Raw genomic sequence first — 26,986 nt, 5'->3', positions numbered from 1 at the left:
CCCTTGCGTAAATTTATTATGAGAATAATATTTCCATCGTAATATTCGGAGGCAACGATGAACGACAAAAAAGCTCAAACCCGTGAACGCATTCTCCAGGCCGCCAGCTCTGCGCTGATTCAACGTGGCCCGGCGGAACCGAGCGTGGGCGAAGTGATGGGGGCGGCCGGCCTGACCGTCGGCGGCTTCTATGCGCACTTCGAAAGCAAGGACGCAATGATGCTGGAAGCCTTCACCCAGTTGCTCGGCCAGCGTCGGGCGTTGATCGCCGACATGGATGCCGAGCTGACCGGGGAAGAGCGCCGGGCGTTGGTCGCGGCGTTCTACCTGTCGCGCAAACACCGCGACTCCACCGAAAACGCCTGCCCGATTCCGGCGTCGGTGGGCGAGTTGGGCCGCCTGCCGGATGACTTTCGGGTGGCCTTGAACGAGCACGTCGAGCTGATGGTCGCGCAGTTGGCCAGCAGCCCGGAAGACGCCGACAAGGTCCTCGCGGACCTGGCGCTGATGGTGGGAGGCCTGGCCCTGGCGCGGGCGCTGGGAGCCGGTGAGTTGTCTGATCGATTGCTGCGTGCCGCCAAGTCGGCGGTGCTGTGACCTGAAGCGTTGGCCTTTGGAGATGAGCGATGAACACCTTGAGTTGGGTTCGCGGCGTTAACGGCACGTTGGGCTGGGTGGCGCCGAAGTTGATTGCGAACAAGATGCGTCAGGTGTTCATGACGCCGCGTGAATTGCCACCCCGTGACTGGGAGATGCCGCTGCTGGCCAGTGCCGAGCGCATTACCTTGCGCTTTGGGCTCTCGGCCTTGCGCTGGGGCCAGGGCCCGGCAGTGTTGCTGATGCACGGTTGGGAAGGGCGGCCGACCCAGTTCGCCAGCCTGATCACCGCCCTGGTGGACGCCGGTTATACGGTGATTGCCCTGGACGGTCCTGCCCACGGTCGTTCGCCGGGACGCGAGGCCAACGTCGTACTGTTTGCCCGCGCCATGCTCGAAGCGGCGGCCGAGTTGCCGCCGCTGCAAGGGGTGGTCGGCCACTCCATGGGCGGCGCCAGTGCAATGCTTGCGGTGCAGTTGGGGCTGCGTACACAGACCCTGGTGAGCATCGCGGCACCGGCGCGGATTCTTGGCGTGCTGCGTGGTTTTGCCCGCTACTTCGGTTTGCCACCGCGGGCGCGCTCGGCGTTTATCCGCAAGGTCGAGCAGGATGTCGGCATTCAGGCTTCAAGGCTCGATGTCGCCCACTATCAATTGGATATGCCCGGATTGATTGTGCATGCCGAGGACGACACCTTTGTCCCGGTGAGCGAGTCGCAGCTGATCCACGAAGCCTGGTTCGACAGTCGCCTGCTGCGCCTGGAGGAGGGCGGTCACCAACGGGTGCTGGCCGACCCGCGAGTGATCGAAGGGGTGCTGGGATTGCTCGCGGGTAGCAGCCTGCAGGCGCGGCAATCGGCCTGATCATCCGTTACACTGCTCCCGGTCGAATAAGCGGACCGGGAGTGAGGCATGGGCTGGGATCGGGCAACACCCTTTGTGATTGACCTGCAGGTGGCCGCGGAGGACATCGACGGGCTGGGACACGCCAATAACGCGGTGTACGTCACCTGGCTCGAGCGCTGCGCCTGGCGCCACTCACAGCGCCTGGGGCTGGACCTGGTGGAGTATCGGCGGCTGGACCGGGCCATGGCCGTGGTGCGCCACGAGATCGATTACCTGGCAGCGGCCTATGAAGGTGATGAGTTGCAGTTGGCGACCTGGATCGTCGACTGGGACCAGCGCCTGAAAATGACCCGGCATTTCCAGTTGGTTCGCCCCAGTGACAACGCGACCCTGCTGCGCGCGCAAACTACCTTTGTCTGTATCGAGCTGTCTACGGGTAGACCGAAGCGTATGCCGAGTGAGTTTATCGAGGGGTATGGCCCGGCGTTGCAGGTAGGTGTGTGAACCGGCAACGAGGCATTTAAGAGACAGCGAGTCACTAGACTGTGAAATGCAAACGGCACCGGAAGGTGCCGTTTGCATTCAGTGCTCTGAAACCATGATGTGAGTATCAGCCAACTACCTTGAGGAGCTCCATGCTGAGCAAGACCACGGCAAAGCCGGCGATTGAATAGGCAAGCATCCGATTGGGAATAGTCACCAGTCGTCGCAGGGATAAAGGAAAGCAAGCGATCTCGTCGATTGCGTAGGGATCACTTTTCGACAAGAAATCTTCGCTCAACAGAAGCATGGTCGAAATGTGTGATAAGCGAGAATAGCGGCCAAGCATGCTGTTTCCCATAACGCGACGGTTGCGAGCGACGAAGTAGGACTCCTTTAGATGATCTTCAAGTTCATCTAGTTTGAAGGTGCTGATGGATATCCGCACGAGCACGGCCATCACGGCGACGACAAAACACGCGATCAATGTGGCGATGGAGATTAGTGTCAGGTCGTTTGCCGGTCTGGATAGGGTTGTCAGTAGCCATTCGATACTGAACAGAAGCACGAGTAGTCCTGCGCCAAGCAGAGCCATTCGCATGATGCGCCCAGGTATCTGCGCCCATTTCTTCAGATGATCCGGAAGAATTTCTGCTTCCATGAATGCGTAGGGGTCCATCGTTTGGATAAGTGTAAATCGACCCGTAAGTGACCCTATCAGCTTCACTCGTTTCATCCGACCTAGAGTTCCATTTCCGACTATTTTTCTATTGATATCCACCAGATGCGAGGCAATGAAGTGATCCTCCATCTGGCCGAGCCTAAAGTAGGCAGCAGCCAACACAATTGCCTCGCTGGTGAAAACCAATAGTAATACCACCGCCCATGCGGCGAGGTAGAGAAGGTCAGGATGGGTGGTGATCACATACGCTCCGTAACGTTGTGATAGAGCATGCTCCGTTAAACAATCAAGCGACTCTGACGATCAGTCTTCAGTTTTGATGTCGTTTTCGTCTGATCTATGTGTAAGGAAAATCTGATTCACGGCGTTCAAGTTGAAATCAACTAAGCTTGGCGGGCGTTTGATTGGTGCTCTGATGCGAGACCCCAAACGCAAAAACGGCACCCAAAGGTGCCGTTTCTGTTCGTACTGCGATTCGCTTGAGCGATCAGCCCGCCAGGCCGGCTTGCTGGACCAGGGTCAGCAGCGGTTGCGGGTAGACGCCCAGGAAGAACGCCAGGGCGGCGATGGCCAGCAGCATCACGCCACCAGCCTTTTGCTCCCAGTGCAGCTGAGCGTCGACACGGCGCAGGTTAGGCTCGATCAGGAACAGGGTAACCATCACGCGCAGGTAATAGAACACGCCGATGGCGCTACCCAGCACCAGCGAGCCGACCAGCCACCATTGGTGCGCTTCGACACCAGTGGCAATGATGTAGAACTTGCCGATGAAGCCTGCGGTCAGCGGGATGCCGGCCAGGGACAGCATCATCACGGTCAGCACGGCGGTCAGGTACGGACGGCGCCAGAACAGGCCGCGATACTCGTACAGGGCGTCGGCGTCACGGCCTTTGTACGGCGAGGACATCAGGGTGATCACGCCGAACGCGCCGAGGCTGGTGATCACGTAGGTGACCAGGTACACGCCGATGGCTTCCAGCGCCAGGCCCTTGCTCGCCACCAGGGCGATCAGCAGGTAGCCGAAGTGGGCAATGGAGGAGTAGCTCAGCAGACGCTTGAGGTTGCTCTGGGTCAGTGCCAACAGGTTACCGAACAGGATCGAGGCAATCGCGATCACGGTCAGGACGTTGCTCAGCACGGCGGTGTTGGCGGCTGGGGAGATCTGGAACAGACGCACCATGACCGCAAACACTGCCACTTTCGAGGCAGTCGCCAGGAACGCGGCGACAGGGGCCGGAGCACCTTCGTACACGTCCGGCGTCCACAAGTGGAAAGGCACCAGGGACAATTTGAACGCCAGGCCCACCAGCATCATTGCCATGCCCAGTTGCGCCAGCGGGCTGGCCGCGCCGCTGGCGGCCAGGGCGTGACCGATACCGCTGAAGCTCAGGCTGCCAGCATCGGCATAGAGCAGCGCCATGCCGAACAACAGGAACGCGGAACCGGCGGCCGACAGCACCATGTACTTGATGCCGGCTTCCAGCGAGCGCTTGTTGAAGAAGGCATACGCCACCAGACCGTAGACCGGTACCGAGAGCAGCTCCAGGCCGATGAACAAGCCGGCCAGGTGTTGCGCGCTGACCAGCACGATACCGCCGGCCGCAGCCAGCAGGATCAGCAGGTACAGCTCTTCGCGGTTGCCCGGGTAGCCAGTGCCGCCTTCGCCGAGGTAGGCGTGGGCGAGGGTGACGCAGGCCAGGGTCGCCACGAGGATCAGTGCGATGTACAGCAGCGCGAAGTTGTCGACCAGCATCAGCGGGGTGACGACCAGCGGCGCGACCTTGAGTGCCGGCAGGATAGACAGCAAGGCCAGGTTAAGACCCGCCACCGAGAGCAGGAACGTCTGTGAGTGGTTGCGGCGCCATGCGATAGCCAGCATCACCACAATCACGGTGAGGCTGGTGATCAACAGTGGCGCTAGCGCGATAAAGTGTTGAATCGTGAATTCCATAGCGCTCTTACCGGGCCGAAGCGAGTTGAGTGAAGGCGGTACCGAGCCATTGCTGCACACCATGCATCGTCGCAGCAGAGGTATCGAGGAACGGTTGCGGGTAGACGCCGAGGTAGATCAGCAGTACCGCAAGGCCGAGCACCATGATCAGTTCGCGAGCATCCATGCCGTGCAGCACCGCGTCCGACTTGGACGGGCCGAAGTAGGCACGGTGGATCATGATCAGCGAGTAGACCGAACCGAACACCAGGCCGGAGGTGGCAATCGCGGTGATCCATGGCGCACTGGCGAAGGTGCCGATCAGGATCAGGAACTCACCGACGAAGTTGCCGGTACCCGGAAGGCCCAGGGAGGCGGCTGCGAAGAACAGGCTGATGGCCGGCAGGTAGGCGATCTTCGACCACAGGCCACCCATTTCACGCATGTCGCGGGTGTGGGTACGCTCGTACAACTGGCCGCTGAGGATAAACAGTGCCGCCGCGGACAGGCCGTGGGCAAGCATCTGGATCACCGCGCCTTGCAGGGCCAACTGGCTGCCGGAGTAGATACCGATCAGCACGAAGCCCATGTGCGAAACGCTGGAGAACGCGATCAGGCGCTTGATGTCGGTCTGGGCAAATGCCAGGAACGCACCGTAGAAGATCCCGACCAGGCCTAGGGCCATGGCGATCGGCGCGAACTCGGCCGAGGCGTTCGGGAACAGCGGCAGGGCGAAACGCAGTAGGCCGTAGGCCGCGGTTTTCAGCAAGATACCGGCGAGGTCGACGGAACCTGCGGTCGGTGCCTGGGCGTGAGCGTCAGGCAGCCAGGAGTGGAACGGCACCACGGGCAGCTTGACCGCGAAGGCGATGAAGAAGCCGAGCATCAGGATGTACTCGGTGGTCATCGACATCTTGGTTTTCAACAGGTCGGCGTAGTTGAACGTAATCACGCCCGTGCTGTTGAAGTTGACCAGGACCAGACCGAGGATCGCCACCAGCATGATCAGGCCGGAAGCCTGAGTGAAGATGAAGAACTTGGTCGCCGCGTAGATCCGGGTTTTCTTGCCGTCCGAAGAACTGTGACCCCAGAGCGCGATGAGGAAGTACATCGGCACCAGCATCATTTCCCAGAAGAAGAAGAACATGAACAGGTCGAGGGCGAGGAACACGCCGACAACGCCGCCCAGGATCCACATCAGGTTCAGGTGGAAGAAACCCACGTGACGCTGAATCTCTTTCCAGGAGCAGAGTACCGAGAGGATACCCAGCAGGCCGGTCAGCAGGATCATCAACAGTGACAGGCCGTCGAGGGCCAGGTGCACGTTGATGCCAAAACGCTCGATCCAGACATGCTTGAACTCAAGCGCCCAGGTCGGATCGGCACCAGGTGCCGGAGCAAATGAATAGTCACCATGGGCCCACAGCCAGAGGCCGAGGGCGAGTTCCAGGGTCATGGTCAACAGCGCAATCCAGCGAGGGAGGGTGGCGCCGAAGCGCTCACCCATCCAGCACAGCAGGCCGCCGATGAAGGGGATCAGGATTAGCCAAGGCAGAATCATGACGGGCTCGTTTCCTTTCGCAAATTCGCAAGGTTCATATCAGACCGCTACCAGCACGATGGCGCCGATTACCAGCACGGCACCAGCAGCCATCGAGGCGGCGTACCAACGCAGTTGACCCGTCTCGGTGCGGCTCAGGGAGTTGTGACCCCCTTTGGCCAGACGCGGGATCAAACCGATGGTTTGGTCGAACGGGTCTTTGCGCAGCAGATGGCTGATCGCCAGGTACGGCTTGACGAACAGCTTGTCGTAGATCCAGTCGAAGCCCCAGGCGGCGAACCACCAGGCCGAGAGCAGACGGCCGATGCCGCTGTTGGCGATGGCCGTGACAAACCGACGCTTGCCCAGGAACAGCAGGGCGGCCAGCAGGATACCGGACAGGGCGATGGCGCCCGAGGCGATTTCCAGGCTGTGCTTGGCTTCGCCACCGGCATGCCCGACGCTTTGCGGCAGCACACCGTGCAGCGGCGGCACGATCATCGCGCCAATGGCGGTCGACAGTACGATCAGCACCGACAGTGGCAGCCAGTGGGCAATGCCGTGGCCGGCGTGGGCTTCGGTCTTCGCTTCACCGTGGAACGCGATGAAGATCAGGCGGAAGGTGTACAGCGAGGTCATGAATGCACCCACCAGGCCTGCGTACAGCAGGGCGTGGTTGCCGCTGGCAAAGGCTTCCCAGAGGATTTCGTCTTTCGAGTAGAAACCTGCGGTAACCAGTGGCAGGGCCGCGAGGGCCGCGCCGCCAACGATGAAGCTGGCGTACGCCAGTGGCAGCTTTCTCCACAGGCCGCCCATCTTGAAGATGTTCTGCTCGTGGTGGCAGGCCACGATCACCGCACCGGATGCGAGGAACAGCAGCGCCTTGAAGAAGGCGTGGGTCATCAGGTGGAAGATCGCGCCATCCCAGGCACCGACGCCCAGGGCGAGGAACATGTAGCCGATCTGGCTCATGGTCGAGTAGGCGAGGATACGCTTGATGTCGGTCTGCACCAGGGCGGCGAAACCCGCCAGCACCAGGGTCACACCGCCGACGATGCCGACCAGTTGCAGGATGTCCGGTGCCAGGGCAAACAGACCGTGGGTACGGGCAATCAGGTAGACACCGGCGGTCACCATGGTCGCGGCGTGGATCAGTGCCGAAACCGGGGTTGGGCCGGCCATTGCATCCGCCAACCAGGTTTGCAGCGGCAACTGAGCCGATTTACCGACCGCGCCACCCAGCAGCATCAGGGTCGCCAACACGATCCAGAAGTCGCCAGCCTGGAATTTCTGCGGTGCCAGCACCAGCAGTTCCTGGATGTTCAGCGTGCCCACCTGTTGGAACAGGATGAACAGGCCGATGGCCATGAACACGTCGCCGATCCGGGTGACGATGAACGCCTTGAGTGCTGCGTTACCGTTGTTGCGGTTGCTGTAGTAGAAACCGATCAACAGGTAGGAGCACAGGCCCACGCCTTCCCAGCCGAAGTACAGGAACAGCAGGTTATCGCCCAGCACCAGGAACAGCATGCTGGCGATAAACAGGTTGGTGTAGGCGAAGAAACGCGAGTAGCCGGCTTCACCGCGCATGTACCAGGACGCGAACAGGTGGATCAGGAAGCCCACGCCCACGACTACGCCAAGCATGGTGACCGACAGGCCATCCAGGTACAGGGCGAAGTTGGGGGTGAAACCTTCCACCGCCATCCACTGCCACAACACCTGGGTGTAGTGGCCGCCTTCAGGCGGTGCGACGTTGAACTGCCAGATCACGTAGGCAGTGACGATCGCCGAGAGGCCGATGGAGCCGACACCGATCAGCGCCGCGAGGTTTTCCGAGATGCGTCCGCGGGAGAACGACAGCAGCAGGAACCCGATCAGGGGGAATACGAAAGTCAGGAAGAGTAGGTTCATCCGCGCATCTCACTGGCAGCGTCGATATCGAGCGTGTGGAAGCGGCGATACAGTTGCAGCAGGATCGCCAGGCCGATACTGGCCTCGGCGGCTGCCAGGCTGATCACCAGGATGAACATGACTTGTCCATCCGGCTGGCCCCAACGTGCACCGGCAACGATGAATGCCAGGGCAGCGGCGTTCATCATCACTTCCAGGCTCATCAACACGAAAAGAATGTTGCGGCGGACCATCAGGCCGACCAGGCCGAGGCAGAACAGGATGCCGGCGACAGCCAGTCCATGCTCTAAAGGGATAGCAGGCATGAATTACTCCTTCGCCTCGTTGCGGCCCAAATGGAACGCCGTGACGGCTGCAGCGAGCAGCAGCATCGAGGCGAGTTCGACCACCAGCAGGTAAGGACCGAACAGGCTGATGCCCACGGCCTTGGCGTCCACGGTGGTAAGACCAATGGCAGCGCCGCTGGAGTGGCTGAACAGTACGTACAGCAGTTCAGCCAACAGCAGCGCAGCGAGCACGACCGGGCCCAGCCAGATACCGGGCTTGAGCCAGACGCGTTCCTGCTGAACCGCGGCCGGGCCCAGGTTCAGCATCATCACCACGAACACGAACAGCACCATGATGGCGCCAGCGTAGGCAATCACTTCCAGGACCCCGGCAAATGGCGCACCGAGGCTGAAGAAGGTCATCGCCACGGCGATCAGCGAAATAATCAGGTAGAGCAGGGCGTGCACAGGGTTGGTGTTGGTGATCACACGAAGCGTGGACACCACCGCGATACCCGATGCGAAATAGAAAGCGAATTCCATCTTTCTTCCTTAAGGCAGCAAGCTCTTCACGTTGATCGGCTCGGCTTCATTTTGCGCGGAGCCTTTTGGCTTACCGGCAATGGCCATACCTGCAACACGATAGAAGTTGTAGTCAGGGTTTTTACCGGGACCGGAGATCAGCAGATCTTCTTTCTCGTAAACCAGGTCCTGACGCTTGAACTCGGCCATTTCGAAATCCGGCGTGAGCTGGATCGCGGTGGTCGGGCAGGCTTCTTCGCACAGGCCGCAGAAAATGCAGCGCGAGAAGTTGATACGGAAGAAGTCCGGGTACCAGCGACCGTCTTCGGTTTCAGCTTTCTGCAGCGAGATGCAGCCGACCGGGCAGGCCACGGCGCACAGGTTGCAGGCTACACAACGCTCTTCACCATCGGGGTCGCGGGTCAGGACGATACGGCCACGGTAGCGAGGCGGCAGGTACACCGCCTCTTCCGGGTATTGCAGGGTGTCGCGCTTGCGAAAGCCATGGCCGAAAACCATGATCAGGCTGCGCAACTGGGTACCAGTACCCTTAACGATGTCGCCAATATATTTGAACATGGGTCAAATCCTCACTGAACCGCGCCCGCAGGCGTGTTCAACAACACAACCGCAGCGGTCACCAGCAAATTGATCAGGGTCAGCGGCAGGCAGAATTTCCAGCTGAAATCCATCACTTGGTCATAACGCGGGCGCGGAATCGAAGCGCGCAGCAGGATGAACAGCATGATGAAGAACGCGGTCTTCAATGCGAACCAGAAGAAAGCCAGTTGCGGCAGGATGCCGAACGGACCGTGCCAGCCACCGAAGAACAGGGTGACCAGCAGCGCCGAAATCAGGATGATGCCGATGTACTCGCCGACGAAGAACATGCCCCACTTCATGCCGGCATATTCGATGTGGTAACCGTCGGCCAGTTCCTGTTCTGCTTCCGGCTGGTCGAACGGGTGACGGTGAGTCACGGCGACGCCAGCAACGAAGAAGGTACAGAAACCGAAGAACTGCGGAATGATGAACCACAGGTTCTGCGCCTGGTACTCGACGATGTCACGCATGTTGAACGAGCCGACCTGAACCACGATGCCCATGAGCGCAAGGCCCATGAACACTTCGTAGGACACGGTCTGGGCCGAGGCACGCAAGGCACCCAGCAGGGCGAACTTGTTGTTGCTCGACCAGCCGGCGAACAGCACCGCGTAGACCGAAAGGCCGGCCATGGCGAAGAAGAACAGCAGGCCGATGTTCAGGTCCGCCACACCCCAGGTCGGGGTGATCGGGATGATCGCGAAGGCGATCAGCAAGGCGCTCATGGCCACGACCGGTGCCAGGGTGAAAATCACCTTGTCGGCAAACGGCGGGGTCCAGTCTTCCTTGAAGAACATCTTGAGCATGTCGGCGGCGATCTGGAACATGCCGAACGGGCCAACGCGGTTCGGACCATAACGGTCCTGCCACCAGCCCAGCAGGCGACGTTCGACGAAGCTGAGCAGGGCACCTGCAACCACCACGGCCAGCATCACCACCAGGGCCTTGACGACCGCGATGATGGTGTCGATCACTTCAGGGGTGAACCAGGTCATTGCGCTGCCTCCTGCAGACCGTCAACGGAAAAGCCTGCGATCGCTGGTGGAATGCCAGCCAGGCCGGCAGGCAAGGCCACCAGGCCAGCACCCAGCTGCTCATTGATGCGCAGTGGCAGACGCAGGGTCTGGCCGGCCACGTTCAGGCTCAGCAGGGCGCCATCGTTGACCCCCAGGCGATCGGCTTCGGACTTGGCCAGCGCCACGTAGGCCGCGGGAATGCGTTCTTGTACCGGGGCGGCCTTGGAAGAGTTCTCTTCGCTGCCGAGCAGGTGGAAGAACGGCACGACCTGCCAGGTACCCTGGGCCGGGTTGAAGGCGCGAGGCACATTGGCGAACCAGTTCAGCGCATCACCCGTGCTTTCGATCAGGCGGGTGCCTGGGTCGCCAGCGCGGATGTGACCACCGACTTCGTCCTGGAACTTGTTCCAGGCTTGCGGCGAGTTCCAGCCCGGGGACCAGGCGAATGGCACTTGCTGACGCGGCTCGACCGAACCCGAGTAACCTTCCATGGAGAAGGCGAACGCGGTGTCGTTGTCTTGCGGGGTGCGCGGCTCGTGCACGCTGATGTCGGCGCGCATGGCGGTCCGGCCGGAGTAACGCAGCGGCTCACGGGCGAGTTTCATGCCCTTGATGCGGAACGCGGCGGACGGGGCGGCATCGACGATGCGTGCCAGTTGCGGCGTGCTGGAAGCGACGGCAGCGGTCACATGGTCGAGCTGGGTCCAGTCGATTGGCTGGTTCAGCAGGGTGGCGCGCAGGGCGTGCAGCCAGCGCCAGCCTTCGTGGACCAGGATGCTGGCGTCCATGTACTTCGGATCGAACACCTGGAAGAAGCGTTGGGCGCGACCTTCCTGGCTGACCAGGGTGCCATCGCCTTCGGCGAAGCTGGCAGCTGGCAGGACCAGGTGCGCGCGATCACTGGTGGCGGTCTTCTGATGGTCAGCGACGATCACTACTTTCGCGGCGCTCAGCGCTGCATCGACCTTGGCCTTGGTGGTGCGGGTGTACAGGTCGTTTTCCAGCACGACGATGGCGTCGGCCTGGCCGTCGATGACTGCTTGCAGGGCTGCATCGACCGATTCGCCACCGAGCATGGCCAGGCCGAGGCTGTTGGCCTCTGGCACGATCAGGCTGATGGAGCCGTTCTTCTCGCGCAGCTTCAGCGCCTTGGCGATGTTCGCGGCAGCTTCGATCAGCGCCTTGGAACCCAACGAGGTACCGGCAATGATCAATGGACGCTTGGCCGCGAGCAGGGCGTCGGCGATGCGCTTGGCCAGTTCGAGGGCTTCGCTGTCCAGGCCTTCAACGGCTGGAGCGCTGGCGTCGAGGGCGTGAGCCACGGCAAAACCGATGCGGGCCAGGTCGTCGGGCGCGGCGTGTACGCACTCTTCGGCGATGTCGTCGAGCTTGGTCTCAGCGATGCTGGCGATAAACAGCGGGTTCAGCGCGTGCTGGCCGATGTTCTTCACGGCGGCGTCGAGCCAAGGCTGGACGCGCATGGCGTCGGCCATGTCTTCAGCCTTGCCCTTGACCGATTGACGCAGGGACAGCGCCATGCGGGCGGCGGTCTGGGTCAGGTCTTCACCGAGGACGAAGATCGCGTCGTGGTCTTCGATGTCACGCATGTTCGGCACTGGCAGCGGGCTGTCGTTCAGCACTTGCAGGACCAGGCGAATACGCTCCAGCTCAGCGGCTTCGATACCGCTGTAGAAGTGCTCGGCGCCGACCAGCTCGCGCAACGCGTAGTTGCTTTCGAGGCTGGCCCGCGGCGAACCGATACCGACGATGTTGCGACCGCGCAGCAGGTCGGCGGCTTTATCCAGCGCTTCGTCGAGGCTCAGCTTGGCACCATTGGCCAGCAGAGGCTGACGCGGGCGGTCTTCGCGGTTGACGTAGCCATAACCGAAACGGCCACGGTCGCACAGGAAGTACTGGTTCACCGAACCGTTGAAACGGTTCTCGATGCGCCGCAGTTCGCCGTAGCGCTCACCTGGGGAGATGTTGCAACCGCTGGAGCAGCCATGGCAGATGCTCGGCGAGAACTGCATGTCCCACTTGCGGTTGTAGCGCTCGGAGTGAGTCTTGTCGGTGAACACACCGGTCGGGCAGACCTCGGTGAGGTTGCCGGAGAACTCGCTTTCCAGGGTGCCGTCTTCAACGCGACCGAAGTACACGTTGTCGTGGGCGCCGAACACGCCCAGGTCGGTGCCGCCGGCGTAGTCTTTATAGAAGCGCACGCAGCGGTAGCAGGCGATGCAGCGGTTCATCTCGTGGGAAATGAACGGGCCCAGTTGCTGGTTCTGGTGGGTACGCTTGGTGAAGCGGTAACGGCGCTCGTTGTGGCCGGTCATTACCGTCATGTCTTGCAGGTGGCAGTGACCGCCTTCCTCACAGACCGGGCAGTCGTGAGGGTGGTTGGTCATCAGCCATTCAACAACGCTGGCGCGAAAGGCCTTGGACTCTTCATCGTCGATGGAGATCCAGGTGCCATCGGTGGCAGGGGTCATGCAGGACATGACGATACGACCGCGGGTGTCGTTCTCGTCGGTGTACTGCTTGACCGCGCACTGGCGGCAAGCGCCAACGCTGCCAAGGGCGGGGTGCCAGCAGAAGTAAGGAATATCGAGGCCTAGCGACAGACATGCCTGTAACAGGTTGTCTGCCCCGTCGACTTCGAGCGCTTTGCCGTCTACGTGGATAGTGGCCATGGTTCAAAGTTCTTCGTTGGCCCGGTGTCAGCGGGCGTGGCTAATGGAATCTTGTCATTCGCGTGAGTCAAAACAGCCGCGGGCGGCGTCATCACACGAGAAGGCGAAGGGCACGGACCCTTCGCCTTGTTAAGCGTTACGCGCCGATTACGATCGGCCTTGCCAGGGGCGGGACGGCGGCGCTGATAGGCGCGATGCCGGCTTCGAACTCTGGACGGAAGTATTTGATAGCGCTGCCCAATGGCTCCACGGCACCCGGTGCGTGAGCACAGAAGGTCTTGCCTGGGCCGAGGAAGCCGACCAGACCCAGCAGGGTCTCGATGTCACCGGGCTGGCCTTCGCCTTTCTCGATGGCCATCAGCAGCTTGACGCTCCATGGCAAGCCATCGCGGCAAGGGGTGCAGAAACCGCACGACTCACGGGCGAAGAACTGTTCCATGTTGCGCAGCAGGGACACCATGTTGACGCTGTCGTCCACCGCCATGGCCAGGCCGGTACCCATACGGGTGCCCACCTTGGCGATGCCGCCGGCGTACATTTGTGCGTCCAGGTGTTCCGGCAGCAAGAAGCCGGTACCGGCGCCGCCTGGCTGCCAGGCCTTGAGCTTGAAGCCATCGCGCATGCCGCCAGCGTAGTCTTCGAACAGTTCGCGGCCGGTAACGCCGAATGGCAGCTCCCACAGGCCCGGGTTCTTGACCTTGCCGGAGAAGCCCATGAGCTTGGTGCCCATGTCTTCGCTGCCTTCGCGGGACAACGATTTGTACCAGTCCACGCCGTCGGCAATGATCGCCGGCACGTTGCACAGGGTTTCAACGTTGTTCACGCAGGTCGGCTTGCCCCACACGCCTACGGCGGCAGGGAAGGGTGGCTTGGAGCGCGGGTTGGCGCGACGGCCTTCGAGGGAGTTGATCAGTGCGGTTTCTTCACCGCAGATGTAACGCCCGGCGCCGGTGTGGACGAACAGCTCGAAATCAAAACCCGAACCCAGGATGTTTTTACCCAGCAGGCCAGCGGCCTTGGCTTCTTCCACGGCACGGTTGAGGTGCTTGGCGGCGGTGGTGTATTCGCCACGCAGGAAGATGTAGCCACGGTAGGTTTTCAGCGCGCGGGCGCTGATCAGCATGCCTTCGATCAGCAGATGGGGCAGTTGCTCCATCAGCATGCGGTCTTTCCAGGTGTTGGGCTCCATTTCATCCGCGTTGCACAGCAGGTAGCGGATGTTGATGGATTCGTCTTTGGGCATCAGGCCCCACTTCACACCCGTGGGGAAGCCCGCGCCACCGCGACCCTTGAGGCCGGCGTCTTTCACGGTCTGGACGATGTCGTCCTGGGCCATGTCAGCGAAGGCCTTGCGTGCCGCGGCGTAACCGTTCTTGGCCTGGTACTCGTCGAGCCATACGGCCTCGCCGTCGTCACGCAGGCGCCAGGTCAGCGGATGGGTCTCTGCCGAGCGTTTGATGCGGTTGGCCGGGCCGAAGGAAGTCAGGGTCATACGTAGCCCTCCAACAGTTTGGCAACGCCAGCAGGCTGTACGTCACCGAAAGTGTCGTCGTCGATCATCAACGCCGGCGCCTTGTCGCAGTTGCCGAGGCAGCAGACAGGCAGCAGGGTGAAACGACCGTCGGCAGTGGTCTGGCCGAGGCCGATCCCCAGTTTGCTCTGGATTTCACTGACCACCGACTCATGGCCGCCGATGTAGCAGACCATGCTGTCGCAGACGCGAATGATGTGGCGGCCCACTGGCTGGCGGAAGATCTGGCTGTAGAACGTCGCCACGCCTTCAACGTCGCTGGCCGGGATGCCGAGGATCTCGCCGATGGCGTACAGGGCGCCATCGGGCACCCAGCCACGTTCCTTCTGGACGATCTTCAGGGCTTCGATCGACGCCGCGCGCGGGTCTTCGTAGTGATGCAACTCGTGCTCGATGGCCGAGCGCTCGGTTTCACTCAGGGTGAAACGGTCTGTCTGGATAAGCGTGCTGTTCATGCTTAGCGGTCCACGTCGGCCATAACGAAGTCGATACTACCCAGGTACGCAATCAAGTCCGCGACCATGCTGCCTTTGATCACCGAAGGGATCTGCTGCAGGTGCGGGAAGCTTGGAGTACGAATCCGGGTGCGGTAGCTCATGGTGCCGCCGTCGCTCGTCAGGTAGTAACTGTTGATGCCCTTGGTCGCTTCGATCATCTGGAAGGATTCGTTGGCCGGCATCACCGGGCCCCACGAAACTTGCAGGAAGTGCGTGATCAGGGTCTCGATGTGCTGCAGCGTGCGCTCTTTAGGCGGCGGCGTGGTCAGCGGGTGATCCGCCTTGTACGGGCCTTCCGGCATGTTGCGCATGCACTGGTCGATGATCTTGATGCTCTGGCGCATTTCTTCGACGCGCACCATGCAGCGGTCGTAGGCATCGCCATTGGCTGCCAGCGGGACTTCGAACTCGAAGTTCTCGTAGCCCGAGTACGGGCGCGCCTTGCGCAGGTCGAAATCGCAACCGGTGGAACGCAGGCCGGCACCGGTGACGCCCCATTCCAGGGCCTCTTTGGTGTTGTAGGCAGCGACGCCGATGGTCCGACCCTTGAGGATGCTGTTCTGCAGGGCGGCCTTGGTGTACTCGTCGAGGCGCTTTGGCAGCCATTCAACGAAGTCCTTGACCAGTTTTTCCCAGCCGCGTGGCAGGTCGTGGGCGACACCGCCGATGCGGTACCAGGCCGGGTGCAGGCGAAAGCCGGTAATGGCTTCGATCACCGTGTACGCCTTCTGGCGGTCGGTGAAGGTAAAGAACACCGGGGTCATGGCGCCGACGTCCTGGATGTAGGTACCCAGGAACAGCAGGTGGCTGGTGATCCGGAAGAACTCGGCCATCATGATGCGGATGACGTCGACCTTCTCGGGCACCTTGATGCCGGCCAGCTTCTCGACCGAGAGCACGTACGGCAGGTTGTTCATCACGCCGCCGAGGTAGTCGATACGGTCGGTGTACGGGATGAAGCTGTGCCAGGACTGACGCTCGGCCATTTTCTCGGCACCACGGTGGTGGTAGCCGATGTCCGGTACGCAGTCGACGATCTCTTCGCCGTCCAGCTGCAGGATGATGCGGAACGCACCGTGAGCCGAAGGGTGGTTGGGACCCAGGTTGAGGAACATGTAGTCCTCATTCGCCCCGGAACGTTTCATGCCCCAGTCTTCAGGCTTGAAGCGCGCGGCTTCTTCCTCAAGCTGTTGCTTGGCCAGGGTCAGGCTGAACGGGTCGAACTCGGTGGCACGGGCCGGGAAGTCCTTGCGCAGCGGGTGACCTTCCCAGGTCGGCGGCATCATGATGCGCGACAGGTGCGGGTGACCTTTGAAGTCGATGCCGTACATGTCCCAGACTTCACGTTCGTACCAGTTGGCGTTAGGCCAGATGCTGGTGACGGACGGCACGCTGAGGTCGCTCTCGGACAAAGCGACCTTGATCATTACGTCACTATTACGTTCGATCGACATCAGGTGGTAGAACACGGTGAAGTCGACGCCGCCAGGCAGCCCTTGACGCTTGGTGCGCAGACGCTCGTCCACGCCATGCAGGTCATAGAGCATGACGTACGGCTTGGGCAGGTTGCGCAGGAAGGTCAGGACTTCGACGAGTTTGGCACGGGCAACCCAAAGCACCGGCATGCCGGTGCGGGTAGGCTGGGCAGTGAATGCCTCAGGGCCAAAGCGGTTGTTCAGTTCGACGACCACATCCTGGTCGTCTGCCTTGTAAGGCGGGATGTACAGAGCACTGCCTGTAGTCATGGTTATTTATCGCTTTCGGTCAACGTAAAGAATGAAGCCAGTTTTCGGTTTCTTTGCAGGAACAGATCTGGATCAGACTTCGTCGGGGCTGCGCAGGTTGGTGACTGCGATTCGCTGTTCGCGGCGCTGTTCCTTTTGCGAAGGCATCTCGGCGCGGTACACGCCTTGATCGCCGACGACCCAGGAAAGCGGGCGACGCTCTTGGCCAATCGACTCCTGCAGCAGCATCAGGCCTTGCAGGAAAGCTTCAGGGCGGGGCGGGCAGCCAGGCACGTAGACGTCCACGGGCAGGAACTTGTCCACTCCCTGAACCACGGAGTAGATGTCGTACATGCCACCGGAGTTGGCGCACGAGCCCATGGAGATTACCCACTTCGGCTCGAGCATTTGCTCGTAGAGACGCTGAATGATCGGCGCCATCTTGATGAAGCAGGTACCGGCGATAACCATGAAATCCGCCTGGCGCGGCGATGCCCGGATAACCTCGGCGCCAAAGCGCGCGATGTCGTGGGGCGCCGTGAAGGCAGTGGTCATTTCCACGTAGCAGCACGAAAGGCCGAAGTTGTACGGCCACAGGGAGTTCTTACGTCCCCAGTTGACCGCGCCGTTCAGCACGTCTTCGAGCTTGCCCATGTAGATGTTTTTGTGGACTTGATCTTCTAACGGATCGGAAACGGTTTCCCGCTCGCCGATCGGGTACTGCTCGTTAGGAGCATCCGGGTCGATCCTGGTGAGATTGTATTGCATTGCCAAAGCCTCATTGTTTCAGCTTCGCCTGCCGCTTACGACGAGCTTCCGGAGCCCAGTCAAGGGCGCCCACTCGAAATAGGTAGACAAGACCTGCCAACAGAATTGCTATGAAAACGAGAGCTTCGACGAATCCGGTCCAGCCGCTTTCGCGGACGGACACAGACCATGCAAAGAGAAAGAGGGCTTCGATATCGAAGATCACGAACAACATCGCGACCAGATAGAATTTGGCTGAGAGCCGCAAGCGGGCGCCACCTGTAGGTAGCATGCCGGACTCGAACGGTTCGTTTTTGCTGCGGCCCCAGGCTTTTGACCCGAGGAGGCTGGAGACGCCGAGCATGAAGGCACAAAGGCCGCCGACACCCAGAAGGAAAATGGCAAAGCCCCAGTTGTGGGCCATGAGTCCTGTCGCTTCGGGCATGCTGGTAATCCTTAACAGAGAGCAAGGGTCTCTGAGCTTGATAAAGAAATAAAGCAGTGACGATATGTCGCAGCGCAATCAATCGCGGTGATTTTATGGCTAAACACCGTGCAAGTAAAATTCCTATAGCGAAATTATTTATAGGAATAAGGACATAGCGCACCTGCGAGGCCCTGCAGCCCGTGCGGTACGGGCATTAGCCGGGGTTTTGTTAATTATGTTTTGTGGCTGTTGCAATGAATATAGTTCGAGCTGAATGATAATCAATATTATTTGTAGCGGTTTTTAAACTATTCCACGGCCGGGTAAGCGCAAAGTTAAGGTTACTTGCCTGCTACAGCAAGTTGCCCGGGGGCAGGTTTTAACCGTTTTGACCATTACCGACACCGCTCTGGATCAATGTTTTGCTTCATGCGTCCTGTGGGAGGGGCGCGCACGGTGTTCGTGGGATCCCACGCAAAAAAAACGCCCCGAACCAGTCGGGGCGTCAGATTTTCGGCATTGCAGTTAGCTTTCTACCAGGTCTGCGATGGCCGTGTGCTCAAGGCGAAGTCGATCAGTGGAACTGCTCTTCTTCGGTGGAGCCGGTCAGTGCGGTCACCGAGGACGAGCCGCCCTGGATCACGGTGGTCATGTCGTCGAAGTAGCCAGTGCCCACTTCCTGCTGGTGCGCCACGAAGGTGTAGCCTTTGGCAGCGTCAGCGAATTCCTGCTCTTGCAGCTTCACGTAGGCAGTCATGTCGTTGCGGGCGTAGTCGTGCGCCAGGTTGAACATGCTGTGCCACATGTTGTGAATGCCAGCCAGGGTGATGAACTGGTGCTTGTAGCCCATGGCGGACAGTTCGCGCTGGAACTTGGCGATGGTCGCGTCGTCCAGGTTCTTCTTCCAGTTGAAGGAAGGCGAGCAGTTGTACGACAGCAGTTGGTCCGGGTATTCCTTCTTGATCGCTTCAGCGAAGCGACGAGCTTCGTCCAGGTCCGGCTTGGCGGTTTCGCACCAGATCAGGTCGGCGTACGGAGCGTAAGCCAGGCCGCGAGCGATGGCCTGGTCCAGGCCGGCGCGCACTTTGTAGAAGCCTTCCTGGGTGCGTTCGCCAGTCACGAATGGCTGGTCGTACGGGTCGCAGTCGGAAGTCAGCAGGTCAGCGGCGTTAGCGTCGGTACGGGCCAGGATGATGGTCGGAGTACCGGCGACGTCAGCTGCCAGACGAGCAGCGGTCAGCTTCTGTACTGCTTCCTGGGTAGGAACCAGTACCTTGCCGCCCATGTGCCCGCATTTTTTCACGGAAGCCAGTTGGTCTTCGAAGTGAACGCCGGCAGCGCCTGCCTCGATCATGCTCTTCATCAGCTCGTAGGCGTTCAGGACACCGCCGAAACCGGCTTCAGCGTCAGCCACGATGGGTGCGAAGTAGTCGATGTAGCCTTCGTCGCCCGGGCCTTTGCCGGCTTTCCACTGGATCTGGTCAGCACGACGGAACGAGTTGTTGATGCGCTTGACCACGGTCGGTACCGAGTCAACCGGGTACAGCGACTGGTCTGGGTACATCGATTCGGCGGAGTTGTTGTCCGCGGCCACTTGCCAGCCAGACAGGTAGATCGCCTGGATACCGGCTTTGACTTGTTGTACAGCCTGGCCGCCGGTCAGGGCGCCCATGCAGTTGACGAAATCTTTCTCAGGGCGGAAGGACGGCTTGGCGCCCTGGGTCACCAGGTTCCACAGCTTCTCGGCGCCCAGTTTTGCAAAGGTGTGCTCAGGTTGAACCGAGCCGCGCAGGCGGACGACGTCAGCAGCGGAGTAAGCGCGTGTCACGCCTTTCCAGCGTGGGTTTTCAGCCCAGTCTTTTTCGAGGGCTGCAATTTGCTGTTCGCGTGTCAGTGCCATGGAGATAAACCTCGTCGCATAGGTCTTGGTGGAAAATTCCGTTTGCCGGGTACGCGTGTCAAAAGGCGTAACAGGCTGCTCGCTGACCAGAAGCTTGGCCGGTCAAGGCGGGTTTGGCGGGGGTGGCGACGGGATGAACGATGGGCTCGAGGATGGAGGCTGAGCAGGTAAGGGCGAGCTGTCGGGCGCATTCGGGCGTCGTGGGCCTGGTGCGAACATCAGTGGTGTGCCGGGTTACCTATTTACGCTTCCGTCCCTCGGGACAACTTCGTTCCAGTCGGCAACCTCGTCAAACACACCTTGTGGGCGGTACAGACACGAAACGGCTCGCAGGGTGGTTGCAAGCAACGCTTCGAAGGCCCTTGCCAGGGCCTCTGATTAGCGGGAGCGAGGCCATCATGCCTTTGCTTTTTTGCCTCGTCAAACGTTTTGTAGTGCTTTTTTTCAAGCACTACATCTTTGGTCTAATACGACTAATCAGTCAGTTTTCGGTGAGTTAGTCCAAGGTATCGACTTTCACCCGCAAGCTCAGGTCATCCCGGCCCTGGGTCCCATAGGTACGGGTCATGCCCTGTTTATCGGCCTGGGTCTGGCGGTTGATCCCGGCCAGGGTGATCCATTGGCCCAGGCGGCCGCTGACACTTGTGTCGGTGCTTTGCACATTCACTACATCGGGACGTTCCTGGCTCATGCGGTCACGGTTGGTGCTGATGGCCAGGTGCACGGTTTCGCCGGTGACGCTGGCGGTCACGTAAAAACCCTGGGTGACATTGCGGTATTCGGTCTGGCTTTGCAGGCGGCCGTAAGTGTCGGTCCCGGTGCTGGTGAGCGGGACGCTCTGGCCGGTCTGGATCAGTGCCGGCACGCCTTCGCTGGCCTGGATCTGCTGGATGCCGCCTTCGCGACTGGCGGTGCTGTAGCTGATTATCTGCGTCTGCTGGTCGCTGCTGTCCTGCTGGTTGTTCTGGTTGGTGTCGACGGTGATCAGCAGGCGTTTTGGCGCGGTGTCGAGCTGGCTGAGCAGGGCCTTAAGTTCGTCGATCCTGGCGGGATCTGCGTTGACAATCAGTTGATTGCCATAGGCGCTGACGGTGCCGTCCTTGCCGATGAAATTCTGCGCCACGGGGAGCAGGTCGGCGCTGGTGCGGTGGTTGAGCGGCACCACTTCGGTCGCCGCCATGGCCGCAAAGCTGCAGCCGAGCAGCAGGGTGGTGAGCAGGGCGCGTAGGGACATATCCGTTATCTCCGCATTCAAGTGTCTTGATAGTGCCAGTTTGTCGGCCTGCGGTGGAGCAAGTTGAATCGTAGACAGCAAAACGCCCCGGCATCGTTGGATGGCGGGGCGTTCTGGGTGGTTCTGATAGTGCTATCGCGGGCAAGCGGAGCGCCGCCCGGCCCGCTCCCACAAGGTCATGGGCAAGCCCTGTGGGAGCGGGCTTGCCCGCGATGGCCGCAACCCGGTTTCAAGCCGAGTCACGCACCATGTCGACATGAGGAATCCCGGCTTCGAGGAACTCTTCACTGACAATCTTGAAACCCAGGCGCTCATAGAACGCTGTGGCCTGCACCTGGGCGCTGAGCATCTGCTGCTTGAGCCCGCGCTCCTCGGCTTCGCCGATCACCGCTTGCATCAAGGCGTCGCCGACTTTCAGGCCGCGCCAGTCCTTGAGTACCGAGACCCGGCCGATGTGGCCGTCGGACAGCAGGCGGGCAGTACCAATTGGAAAGTCGCCTTCAAATGCAAGGAAGTGCACGGCGCTTGCGTCGTCGGCATCCCATTCCAGCTCGGGTGGAACCGATTGCTCGGCGATGAATACCGCTTCACGAATGCGCCGGATCTCGGCGTTATCCTTTTGCCAGTCTGCGACACGTACGCGAATCTTATTCATCGGCAAACCCCAGGCTACCTTGCTTGACCAGTTCGCACAGCAGGCCGCGGCCGTCTTCGTCGCTCAGCCATTGGCCGAGGTTGTCGACATGCAGCGCGTCGGCGGCGCAAATCATTTTCAGCAGTTCGCGCAGTTTGCCCGGCAGGTAACGGCTCTGGCCGCTGGCAAACAGCAGCAGGTCGTCGTCGACTTCGGACCAGGCCAGGCGCGCGCTCGGGTTGCGAATCAGCACCGCGCCTTGTTCCAGGGCGCCAAGGAAGTCGTCCTCGGTCACGTCTTCCGGTCCTGCAACCAACTCAGGGTAGCGCGGCTCGGTCATGAACTGGCCGAACCAGGTCAGCAGCAGGCGCTCGTCGCTCATGTGCTCGGCCAGCAGGCCTTTCAAGCGGTCGAGTGCGTCGTGCTGGATCTGGTGCGGGTCGGCAGCCGGTTGTGCGTCGGCGTCGGTGTAGCGTTCTTCGTCCGGCAGGAACTGGCTGAGGAAGTCAGTGAAGTGGGTCAGCACTTCAGCGGCGCTCGGTGCGCGGAAACCTACCGAGTAGGTCAGGCAGTCATCCACGGCGACGCCGCAGTGGGCCAGGCGTGGCGGCAGGTAAAGCATGTCGCCCGGCTCCAGGACCCACTCGTCGGTGGCTTCGAAGTCGGCCAGGATGCGCAGGTCGGCGTGTTGCAGCAGCGGGCTCTCGGAGTCGCACATCTGGCCGATTTTCCAGTTGCGCTGGCCATGGCCTTGCAGCAGGAACACATCGTAATTGTCGAAGTGCGGGCCAACACTGCCACCTGGGGCGGCGAAGCTGATCATCACGTCGTCGATGCGCCAGCTCGGCAGGAAGCGGAAGTTTTCCAGCAGTTCGCTGACTTCCGGCACGAACTGGTCGACAGCCTGCACCAGCAGGGTCCAGTCACGCTCCGGCAGCTTGCTGAATTCGTCTTCGGCGAACGGGCCGCGACGCAATTCCCAAGGGCGCTCGCCGTGCTCGATGACCAGGCGTGATTCGACTTCTTCTTCCAGGGCCAGGCCGGCCAGTTCGTCGGCGTCGATCGGGCTTTCGAAGTCAGGGATTGCCTGGCGGATCAGCAGCGGTTTTTTCTGCCAGTAGTCGCGCAGGAACTCGCGTGCAGTGATGCCGCCCAGAAGTTGCAGAGGAATATCAGGATTCATGTGTAACCTATTGAAAAAAAGCACTTTTCAGGCGGGAATAAAAACGCCCGGCGCTGCCGGGCGTCTCAAACGGGTCAAGCGGTCGATCAGATGCGTCGAGCTTGCTCGACTGCGTTACCGATGTAGTTGGCCGGGGTGAGCAGTTTCAGCTCGGCCTTTGCCTCGGCAGGCATGTCCAGTGCATCGATGAAAGTCTGCAGCGCTTCAGGGCTGATGCCCTTGCCGCGGGTCAATTCTTTGAGCTTTTCGTACGGGTTTTCGATGTTGTAGCGGCGCATCACGGTCTGGATCGGCTCGGCCAGCACTTCCCAGCAGGCGTCCAGGTCAGCGGCGATTTTCTGCGCGTTGAGCTCCAGCTTGCTGATGCCTTTGAGGCTGGCTTCGTACGCGATCACGCTGTGGGCAAAACCCACGCCGAGGTTGCGCAGTACGGTGGAGTCGGTCAGGTCGCGCTGCCAGCGGGAAATCGGCAGTTTGCTCGCCAGGTGCTGGAACAGTGCGTTGGCGATACCCAGGTTGCCTTCGGAGTTTTCGAAGTCGATCGGGTTGACCTTGTGCGGCATGGTCGAGGAACCGATTTCGCCAGCGATGGTGCGCTGCTTGAAATAACCCAGGGAGATGTAGCCCCAGATGTCACGGTCGAAGTCGATCAGGATGGTGTTGAAACGCGCGATCGCGTCGAACAGCTCGGCGATGTAGTCGTGCGGCTCGATCTGCGTGGTGTACGGGTTGAAACCCAGGCCCAGTTCGTCTTCGATGAAGGCGCGGGCGTTGGCTTCCCAGTCAATCTGCGGGTAAGCCGACAGGTGGGCGTTGTAGTTGCCTACGGCGCCGTTGATCTTGCCCAGCAGTGGCACGGCAGCGACCTGGGCGATCTGGCGCTCCAGGCGGTACACCACGTTCGCCAGCTCTTTGCCCAGGGTGGTCGGCGAAGCCGGTTGCCCGTGGGTGCGCGACAGCATCGGCACGTCGGCGAAGCGGATCGCCAGTTCACGGATGGCTTCGGCGGTCTGACGCATCAGCGGCAGCATCACGTCATCACGGCCTTCGCGCAGCATCAGCGCGTGGGACAGGTTGTTGATGTCCTCGCTGGTGCAGGCAAAGTGGATGAACTCACTGACGTTGGCCAGTTCCGGCAGCTTGGCCGCTTGCTCTTTGAGCAAGTATTCGATGGCCTTGACGTCGTGGTTGGTGGTGCGCTCGATCTCTTTGACGCGCTCGGCGTGCTCCAGCGAGAAGTTCTCGGCCAGTTCGTTGAGAGCGGCGTTGGCTTGCGCGGAGAAGGCTGGCACTTCAGGGATGGCAGCGTGGGCGGCCAGGCGTTGAAGCCAGCGCACTTCCACCAGGACGCGAGCACGGATCAGGCCGTATTCGCTGAAAATTGGCCGCAGGGCCTGGGTTTTGCCGGCGTAGCGGCCGTCAACAGGGGAAACCGCAGTGAGCGAAGAGAGCTGCATGGGGTGTTCTCGGACAGTCGGGCAACGAAATGGGGCGCGTATCATACATGAAAAAATCCGCCGGTCCGTTGCCAACTGACCAGCGTATTACGCCTAACACGGTGTACATGACCCTTGATGCGACTTATTCGTTGCGCATCAATGGGTAAAGTTCTTTGAGCAATTTGCGACGGCTGATCACCAACTGCCAGCGGTGCCCACCCAGTTGCCGCCACAGGCGTGCCGAGCGGATGCCGGCCAGCAGCAGGGCGCGGATTTTCGAGGCATTGCTGGGTTGCTGCAGGTTGCGCATGTCGCCGTGCACCTGGATGCGCTGGCGCAAGGTGCTCAGGGTGTCCTGGTACAGGGCGCCACAGCCGGCAATCACGTTCTCGTGCGCCGGGCCGAAGTGTTCAACCTGGGACTGGATCTGGGGCAGGCGCTTACCGATTTCCGCGAGCATGTCCTCACGCTTGGCCAGTTGCCGCTCAAGACCGAGCATCGACAGGGCGTAGCGCAGTGGTTCGCGCTGCAGGGTGCTGGGGTCGCGCTCCAGGGCGCCGATCAGCGCGCGATAGCCTTCGCGCAGGTTGAGGTCGTCGCCGCCGTAGACTTCCAGGGTGTCCTTGGGGTCGCGGATCAGCAGGCTGCCGAGCATGCAGGTCAGGCCGGCTTCGCTGACCTGGCCGGTCTTGGCGATCTTGTCCACCAGCACAGCGGCCAGGAAGACACCGCCCAGCGCGGTCAATTGCTCCTGAGTGGGGCTCATGCCTTGCTGCTCCAGGGCTCTGCGACTTCGATGACACCGCCACCGAGGCAGATCTCACCGTCGTAGAACACCACGGACTGGCCGGGCGTGACCGCGCGTTGCGGTTCATCGAAGGTGGCGCGATAGCCGGTCGCCGTTTGTTCCAGGGTGCAGAGCTGGTCGCCCTGGCGATAGCGGACCTTGGCGGTCAGGCGGCGCGGCTGGCTCAGGTCGACCGGGTTGACCCAGTAGATCTCGGAGGCGAGCAGGGCGCCGGAGAACAGCCATGGGTGGTTGTTGCCCTGGCCCACGATCAGCTCGTTGTGCTCCAGGTCCTTGACCAGCACGTACCAGGGCTCGTCGCCGGCGTCTTTCAAGCCGCCGATGCCCAGGCCCTGGCGTTGGCCGATGGTGTGGTACATCAGGCCATGGTGGCGACCGATCACTTCACCTTCGGTGGTCTTGATTTCGCCTGGCTGGGCCGGCAGGTATTGCTTGAGGAAGTCGCTGAAACGACGCTCACCGATAAAGCAGATGCCGGTCGAGTCTTTCTTCTTGGCCGTGGCCAGGTCGTGTTTCTCGGCAATCGCGCGGACTTCCGGCTTTTCCAGTTCGCCGACCGGAAACAGGGTCTTGGCGATCTGTTCACCGCCGACTGCGTGCAGGAAATAGCTCTGGTCCTTGTTCGGGTCCAGGCCCTTGAGCAGTTCGGTGCGGCCATCAATGTCGCGGCGGCGCACGTAGTGACCGGTGGCGATCAGGTCGGCGCCGAGCATCATGGCGTAATCGAGGAACGCCTTGAACTTGATTTCACGGTTGCACAGGATGTCCGGGTTTGGCGTACGTCCGGCCTTGTATTCGGCCAGGAAGTGCTCGAACACGTTGTCCCAGTACTCGGCGGCGAAGTTGGCGGTGTGCAGCTTGATGCCGATCTTGTCGCACACGGCCTGGGCGTCGGCCAGGTCATCCATGGCGGTGCAGTAGTCCGTACCGTCGTCCTCTTCCCAGTTCTTCATGAACAGGCCTTCCACCTGGTAACCCTGCTCGATCAGCAGTAGGGCGGAAACGGAAGAGTCCACGCCGCCGGACATGCCGACAATGACGCGCTTCGATTGGGTGTCAGAAGGGGCTGGATCACGCATGGGAATTTAATGAGTGTCTTGAAAAAGGACGCGATTCTAACAGGCTGGCGCCCGCAAGGCTAAAGAGAAGGACGGATCAGTTCGAGACTGAAGCAATTTCCCTGCAGATAATCGTCGATGCAACGGATGATCAGCTCGCTGCGCCAGTTGTCGCGCTGGGCCAGCAACTCGTCCCGGGTCAGCCACTTGGCGCCGACGATACCGTCGTCCAGTGGGTAATCGGGGTGGTGTTTGATCGCTTTGGCGATGAAGCAGACCCGTTGGTAAGTCACGCCGTTGCTGGGGGCGGTGTACAGGTAAATGCCGACCACGCCGGTCGGTTCAACGTCCCAGCCGGTCTCTTCGAGGGTTTCGCGCACGGCGGCTTCGGTCAAGGTCTCATCCGGATCCAGATGGCCGGCGGGCTGGTTGAGTACGTTGCGACCAGCCTTGTGCTCTTCAACCATCAGAAAGCGGCCGTTGTCCTCGACGATGGTGGCAACGGTGATGTGGGGTAGCCAGGTCATGAAGTGTCCTCGGTTGTGAGCAATGAAACCCTGTGGGAGCTGGCTTGCCAGCGATAGCAATGGGGCAGTCACCATCAATGTTGAATGATAAGCCGCCATCGCTGGCAAGCCAGCTCCCACAGGGTTCTGTGTCGATCAATAAAAGTCATAAACACAAACCCCGGCACATGGCCGGGGTTTGTGGTGTTCCCT

General features: G+C 60.8%; 25 protein-coding genes. 3 read left to right on the top strand and 22 right to left on the bottom strand.

The features are described from left to right. The first annotated feature begins 57 nt into the window (after nt 1-57). From QMK50_RS04295 to QMK50_RS04285, 3 genes are read left to right on the top strand one after another with little or no spacing between them, the layout of a single operon-like run. Complete coding sequence (locus QMK50_RS04295) at nt 58-597, top strand: TetR/AcrR family transcriptional regulator (RefSeq protein ID WP_159996956.1); 540 nt, start codon at nt 58-60, stop codon at nt 595-597. A gap of 29 nt (nt 598-626) precedes the next feature. Beyond that, a complete protein-coding gene (locus tag QMK50_RS04290) occupies nt 627-1,460 on the top strand; it encodes an alpha/beta fold hydrolase (protein WP_320332610.1) in 834 nt (277 codons plus the stop codon). Between the two features lie 48 nt (nt 1,461-1,508). Then, nucleotides 1,509-1,946, top strand: a complete 438-nt coding sequence (locus tag QMK50_RS04285; protein WP_320332609.1) for a thioesterase family protein — start codon at nt 1,509-1,511, stop codon at nt 1,944-1,946. 106 nt (nt 1,947-2,052) lie between these two features. Here QMK50_RS04285 and QMK50_RS04280 read toward each other — a convergent pair whose 3' ends face one another. The 22 genes from QMK50_RS04280 to QMK50_RS04175 form a co-directional block, all read right to left on the bottom strand. Then, nucleotides 2,053-2,847 carry a hypothetical protein gene (locus QMK50_RS04280; protein ID WP_320332608.1) on the bottom strand — a complete coding sequence of 265 codons (795 nt, stop codon included), beginning with the start codon at nt 2,845-2,847 and terminating at the stop codon, nt 2,053-2,055. Between the two features lie 244 nt (nt 2,848-3,091). Next, nucleotides 3,092-4,555: an NADH-quinone oxidoreductase subunit NuoN gene (gene nuoN, locus QMK50_RS04275; protein WP_320332607.1), complete on the bottom strand. Its 1,464-nt coding sequence runs from the start codon at nt 4,553-4,555 to the stop codon at nt 3,092-3,094. Between the two features lie 7 nt (nt 4,556-4,562). Beyond that, entirely contained in the window at nt 4,563-6,095 is a 1,533-nt protein-coding gene (gene nuoM, locus QMK50_RS04270; protein WP_159996948.1) for an NADH-quinone oxidoreductase subunit M, read from the bottom strand. A gap of 39 nt (nt 6,096-6,134) precedes the next feature. Next, a complete protein-coding gene (nuoL, locus tag QMK50_RS04265; RefSeq protein WP_320332606.1) occupies nt 6,135-7,988 on the bottom strand; it encodes an NADH-quinone oxidoreductase subunit L in 1,854 nt (617 codons plus the stop codon). Next, on the bottom strand, nt 7,985-8,293 hold the full coding sequence (gene nuoK / locus QMK50_RS04260; protein ID WP_093421177.1) for an NADH-quinone oxidoreductase subunit NuoK: 309 nt from the start codon (nt 8,291-8,293) through the stop codon (nt 7,985-7,987). The genes nuoL and nuoK overlap by 4 nt, the downstream gene beginning before the upstream one ends. 3 nt (nt 8,294-8,296) lie before the next feature. Then, nucleotides 8,297-8,797 (bottom strand): NADH-quinone oxidoreductase subunit J, encoded by a 501-nt coding sequence (gene nuoJ / locus QMK50_RS04255; RefSeq protein WP_095165244.1) that lies wholly within the window; start codon nt 8,795-8,797, stop codon nt 8,297-8,299. A gap of 9 nt (nt 8,798-8,806) precedes the next feature. Then, entirely contained in the window at nt 8,807-9,355 is a 549-nt protein-coding gene (gene nuoI / locus QMK50_RS04250; protein ID WP_042559871.1) for an NADH-quinone oxidoreductase subunit NuoI, read from the bottom strand. Between the two features lie 11 nt (nt 9,356-9,366). After that, the gene (gene nuoH / locus QMK50_RS04245) at nt 9,367-10,374 is read right to left on the bottom strand and encodes an NADH-quinone oxidoreductase subunit NuoH (protein WP_095165243.1); all 1,008 of its coding nucleotides are present in this window, start codon (nt 10,372-10,374) and stop codon (nt 9,367-9,369) included. Next, nucleotides 10,371-13,085 (bottom strand): NADH-quinone oxidoreductase subunit NuoG, encoded by a 2,715-nt coding sequence (gene nuoG, locus QMK50_RS04240; protein WP_095165242.1) that lies wholly within the window; start codon nt 13,083-13,085, stop codon nt 10,371-10,373. Before nuoG ends, nuoH begins: the two co-directional genes overlap by 4 nt. Nucleotides 13,086-13,221: 136 nt before the next feature. Then, a complete protein-coding gene (gene nuoF, locus QMK50_RS04235) occupies nt 13,222-14,577 on the bottom strand; it encodes an NADH-quinone oxidoreductase subunit NuoF (RefSeq protein WP_159996942.1) in 1,356 nt (451 codons plus the stop codon). After that, the gene (gene nuoE, locus QMK50_RS04230) at nt 14,574-15,071 is read right to left on the bottom strand and encodes an NADH-quinone oxidoreductase subunit NuoE (protein WP_008020715.1); all 498 of its coding nucleotides are present in this window, start codon (nt 15,069-15,071) and stop codon (nt 14,574-14,576) included. The genes nuoF and nuoE overlap by 4 nt, the downstream gene beginning before the upstream one ends. 2 nt (nt 15,072-15,073) lie before the next feature. Further along, nucleotides 15,074-16,858, bottom strand: a complete 1,785-nt coding sequence (nuoC, locus tag QMK50_RS04225) for an NADH-quinone oxidoreductase subunit C/D (protein ID WP_095165240.1) — start codon at nt 16,856-16,858, stop codon at nt 15,074-15,076. 72 nt (nt 16,859-16,930) lie between these two features. Next, nucleotides 16,931-17,605: a NuoB/complex I 20 kDa subunit family protein gene (locus QMK50_RS04220; RefSeq protein ID WP_093421209.1), complete on the bottom strand. Its 675-nt coding sequence runs from the start codon at nt 17,603-17,605 to the stop codon at nt 16,931-16,933. Between the two features lie 10 nt (nt 17,606-17,615). Further along, a complete protein-coding gene (locus QMK50_RS04215; protein WP_007905050.1) occupies nt 17,616-18,029 on the bottom strand; it encodes an NADH-quinone oxidoreductase subunit A in 414 nt (137 codons plus the stop codon). 556 nt (nt 18,030-18,585) lie between these two features. Next, a complete protein-coding gene (aceA, locus tag QMK50_RS04210; protein ID WP_008032724.1) occupies nt 18,586-19,911 on the bottom strand; it encodes an isocitrate lyase in 1,326 nt (441 codons plus the stop codon). 496 nt (nt 19,912-20,407) lie between these two features. After that, nucleotides 20,408-21,145, bottom strand: coding sequence for a secretin N-terminal domain-containing protein (locus tag QMK50_RS04205; protein WP_159996940.1), 738 nt, complete (start codon nt 21,143-21,145; stop codon nt 20,408-20,410). A 229-nt stretch (nt 21,146-21,374) separates the two neighbouring features. Beyond that, the gene (locus QMK50_RS04200; RefSeq protein ID WP_095165229.1) at nt 21,375-21,800 is read right to left on the bottom strand and encodes a GNAT family N-acetyltransferase; all 426 of its coding nucleotides are present in this window, start codon (nt 21,798-21,800) and stop codon (nt 21,375-21,377) included. Further along, nucleotides 21,793-22,962, bottom strand: a complete 1,170-nt coding sequence (locus QMK50_RS04195; RefSeq protein WP_320332605.1) for a cupin domain-containing protein — start codon at nt 22,960-22,962, stop codon at nt 21,793-21,795. Before QMK50_RS04195 ends, QMK50_RS04200 begins: the two co-directional genes overlap by 8 nt. 86 nt (nt 22,963-23,048) lie before the next feature. Further along, nucleotides 23,049-24,419: an adenylosuccinate lyase gene (gene purB, locus QMK50_RS04190; RefSeq protein WP_320332604.1), complete on the bottom strand. Its 1,371-nt coding sequence runs from the start codon at nt 24,417-24,419 to the stop codon at nt 23,049-23,051. 124 nt (nt 24,420-24,543) lie between these two features. After that, nucleotides 24,544-25,167 (bottom strand): high frequency lysogenization protein HflD, encoded by a 624-nt coding sequence (gene hflD / locus QMK50_RS04185; RefSeq protein ID WP_320332603.1) that lies wholly within the window; start codon nt 25,165-25,167, stop codon nt 24,544-24,546. Beyond that, entirely contained in the window at nt 25,164-26,288 is a 1,125-nt protein-coding gene (mnmA, locus tag QMK50_RS04180) for a tRNA 2-thiouridine(34) synthase MnmA (RefSeq protein WP_095165224.1), read from the bottom strand. The genes hflD and mnmA overlap by 4 nt, the downstream gene beginning before the upstream one ends. Nucleotides 26,289-26,347: 59 nt before the next feature. After that, nucleotides 26,348-26,794 carry an NUDIX hydrolase gene (locus tag QMK50_RS04175; protein WP_320332602.1) on the bottom strand — a complete coding sequence of 149 codons (447 nt, stop codon included), beginning with the start codon at nt 26,792-26,794 and terminating at the stop codon, nt 26,348-26,350. Nucleotides 26,795-26,986: the final 192 nt, after the last annotated feature.

This window comes from Pseudomonas sp. P5_152 (assembly GCF_033989915.1).
Taxonomy (GTDB): domain Bacteria; phylum Pseudomonadota; class Gammaproteobacteria; order Pseudomonadales; family Pseudomonadaceae; genus Aquipseudomonas.
Note: the sequence above shows the minus strand (reverse complement) of the source record. Positions and strands in the feature narration are given on the sequence as shown.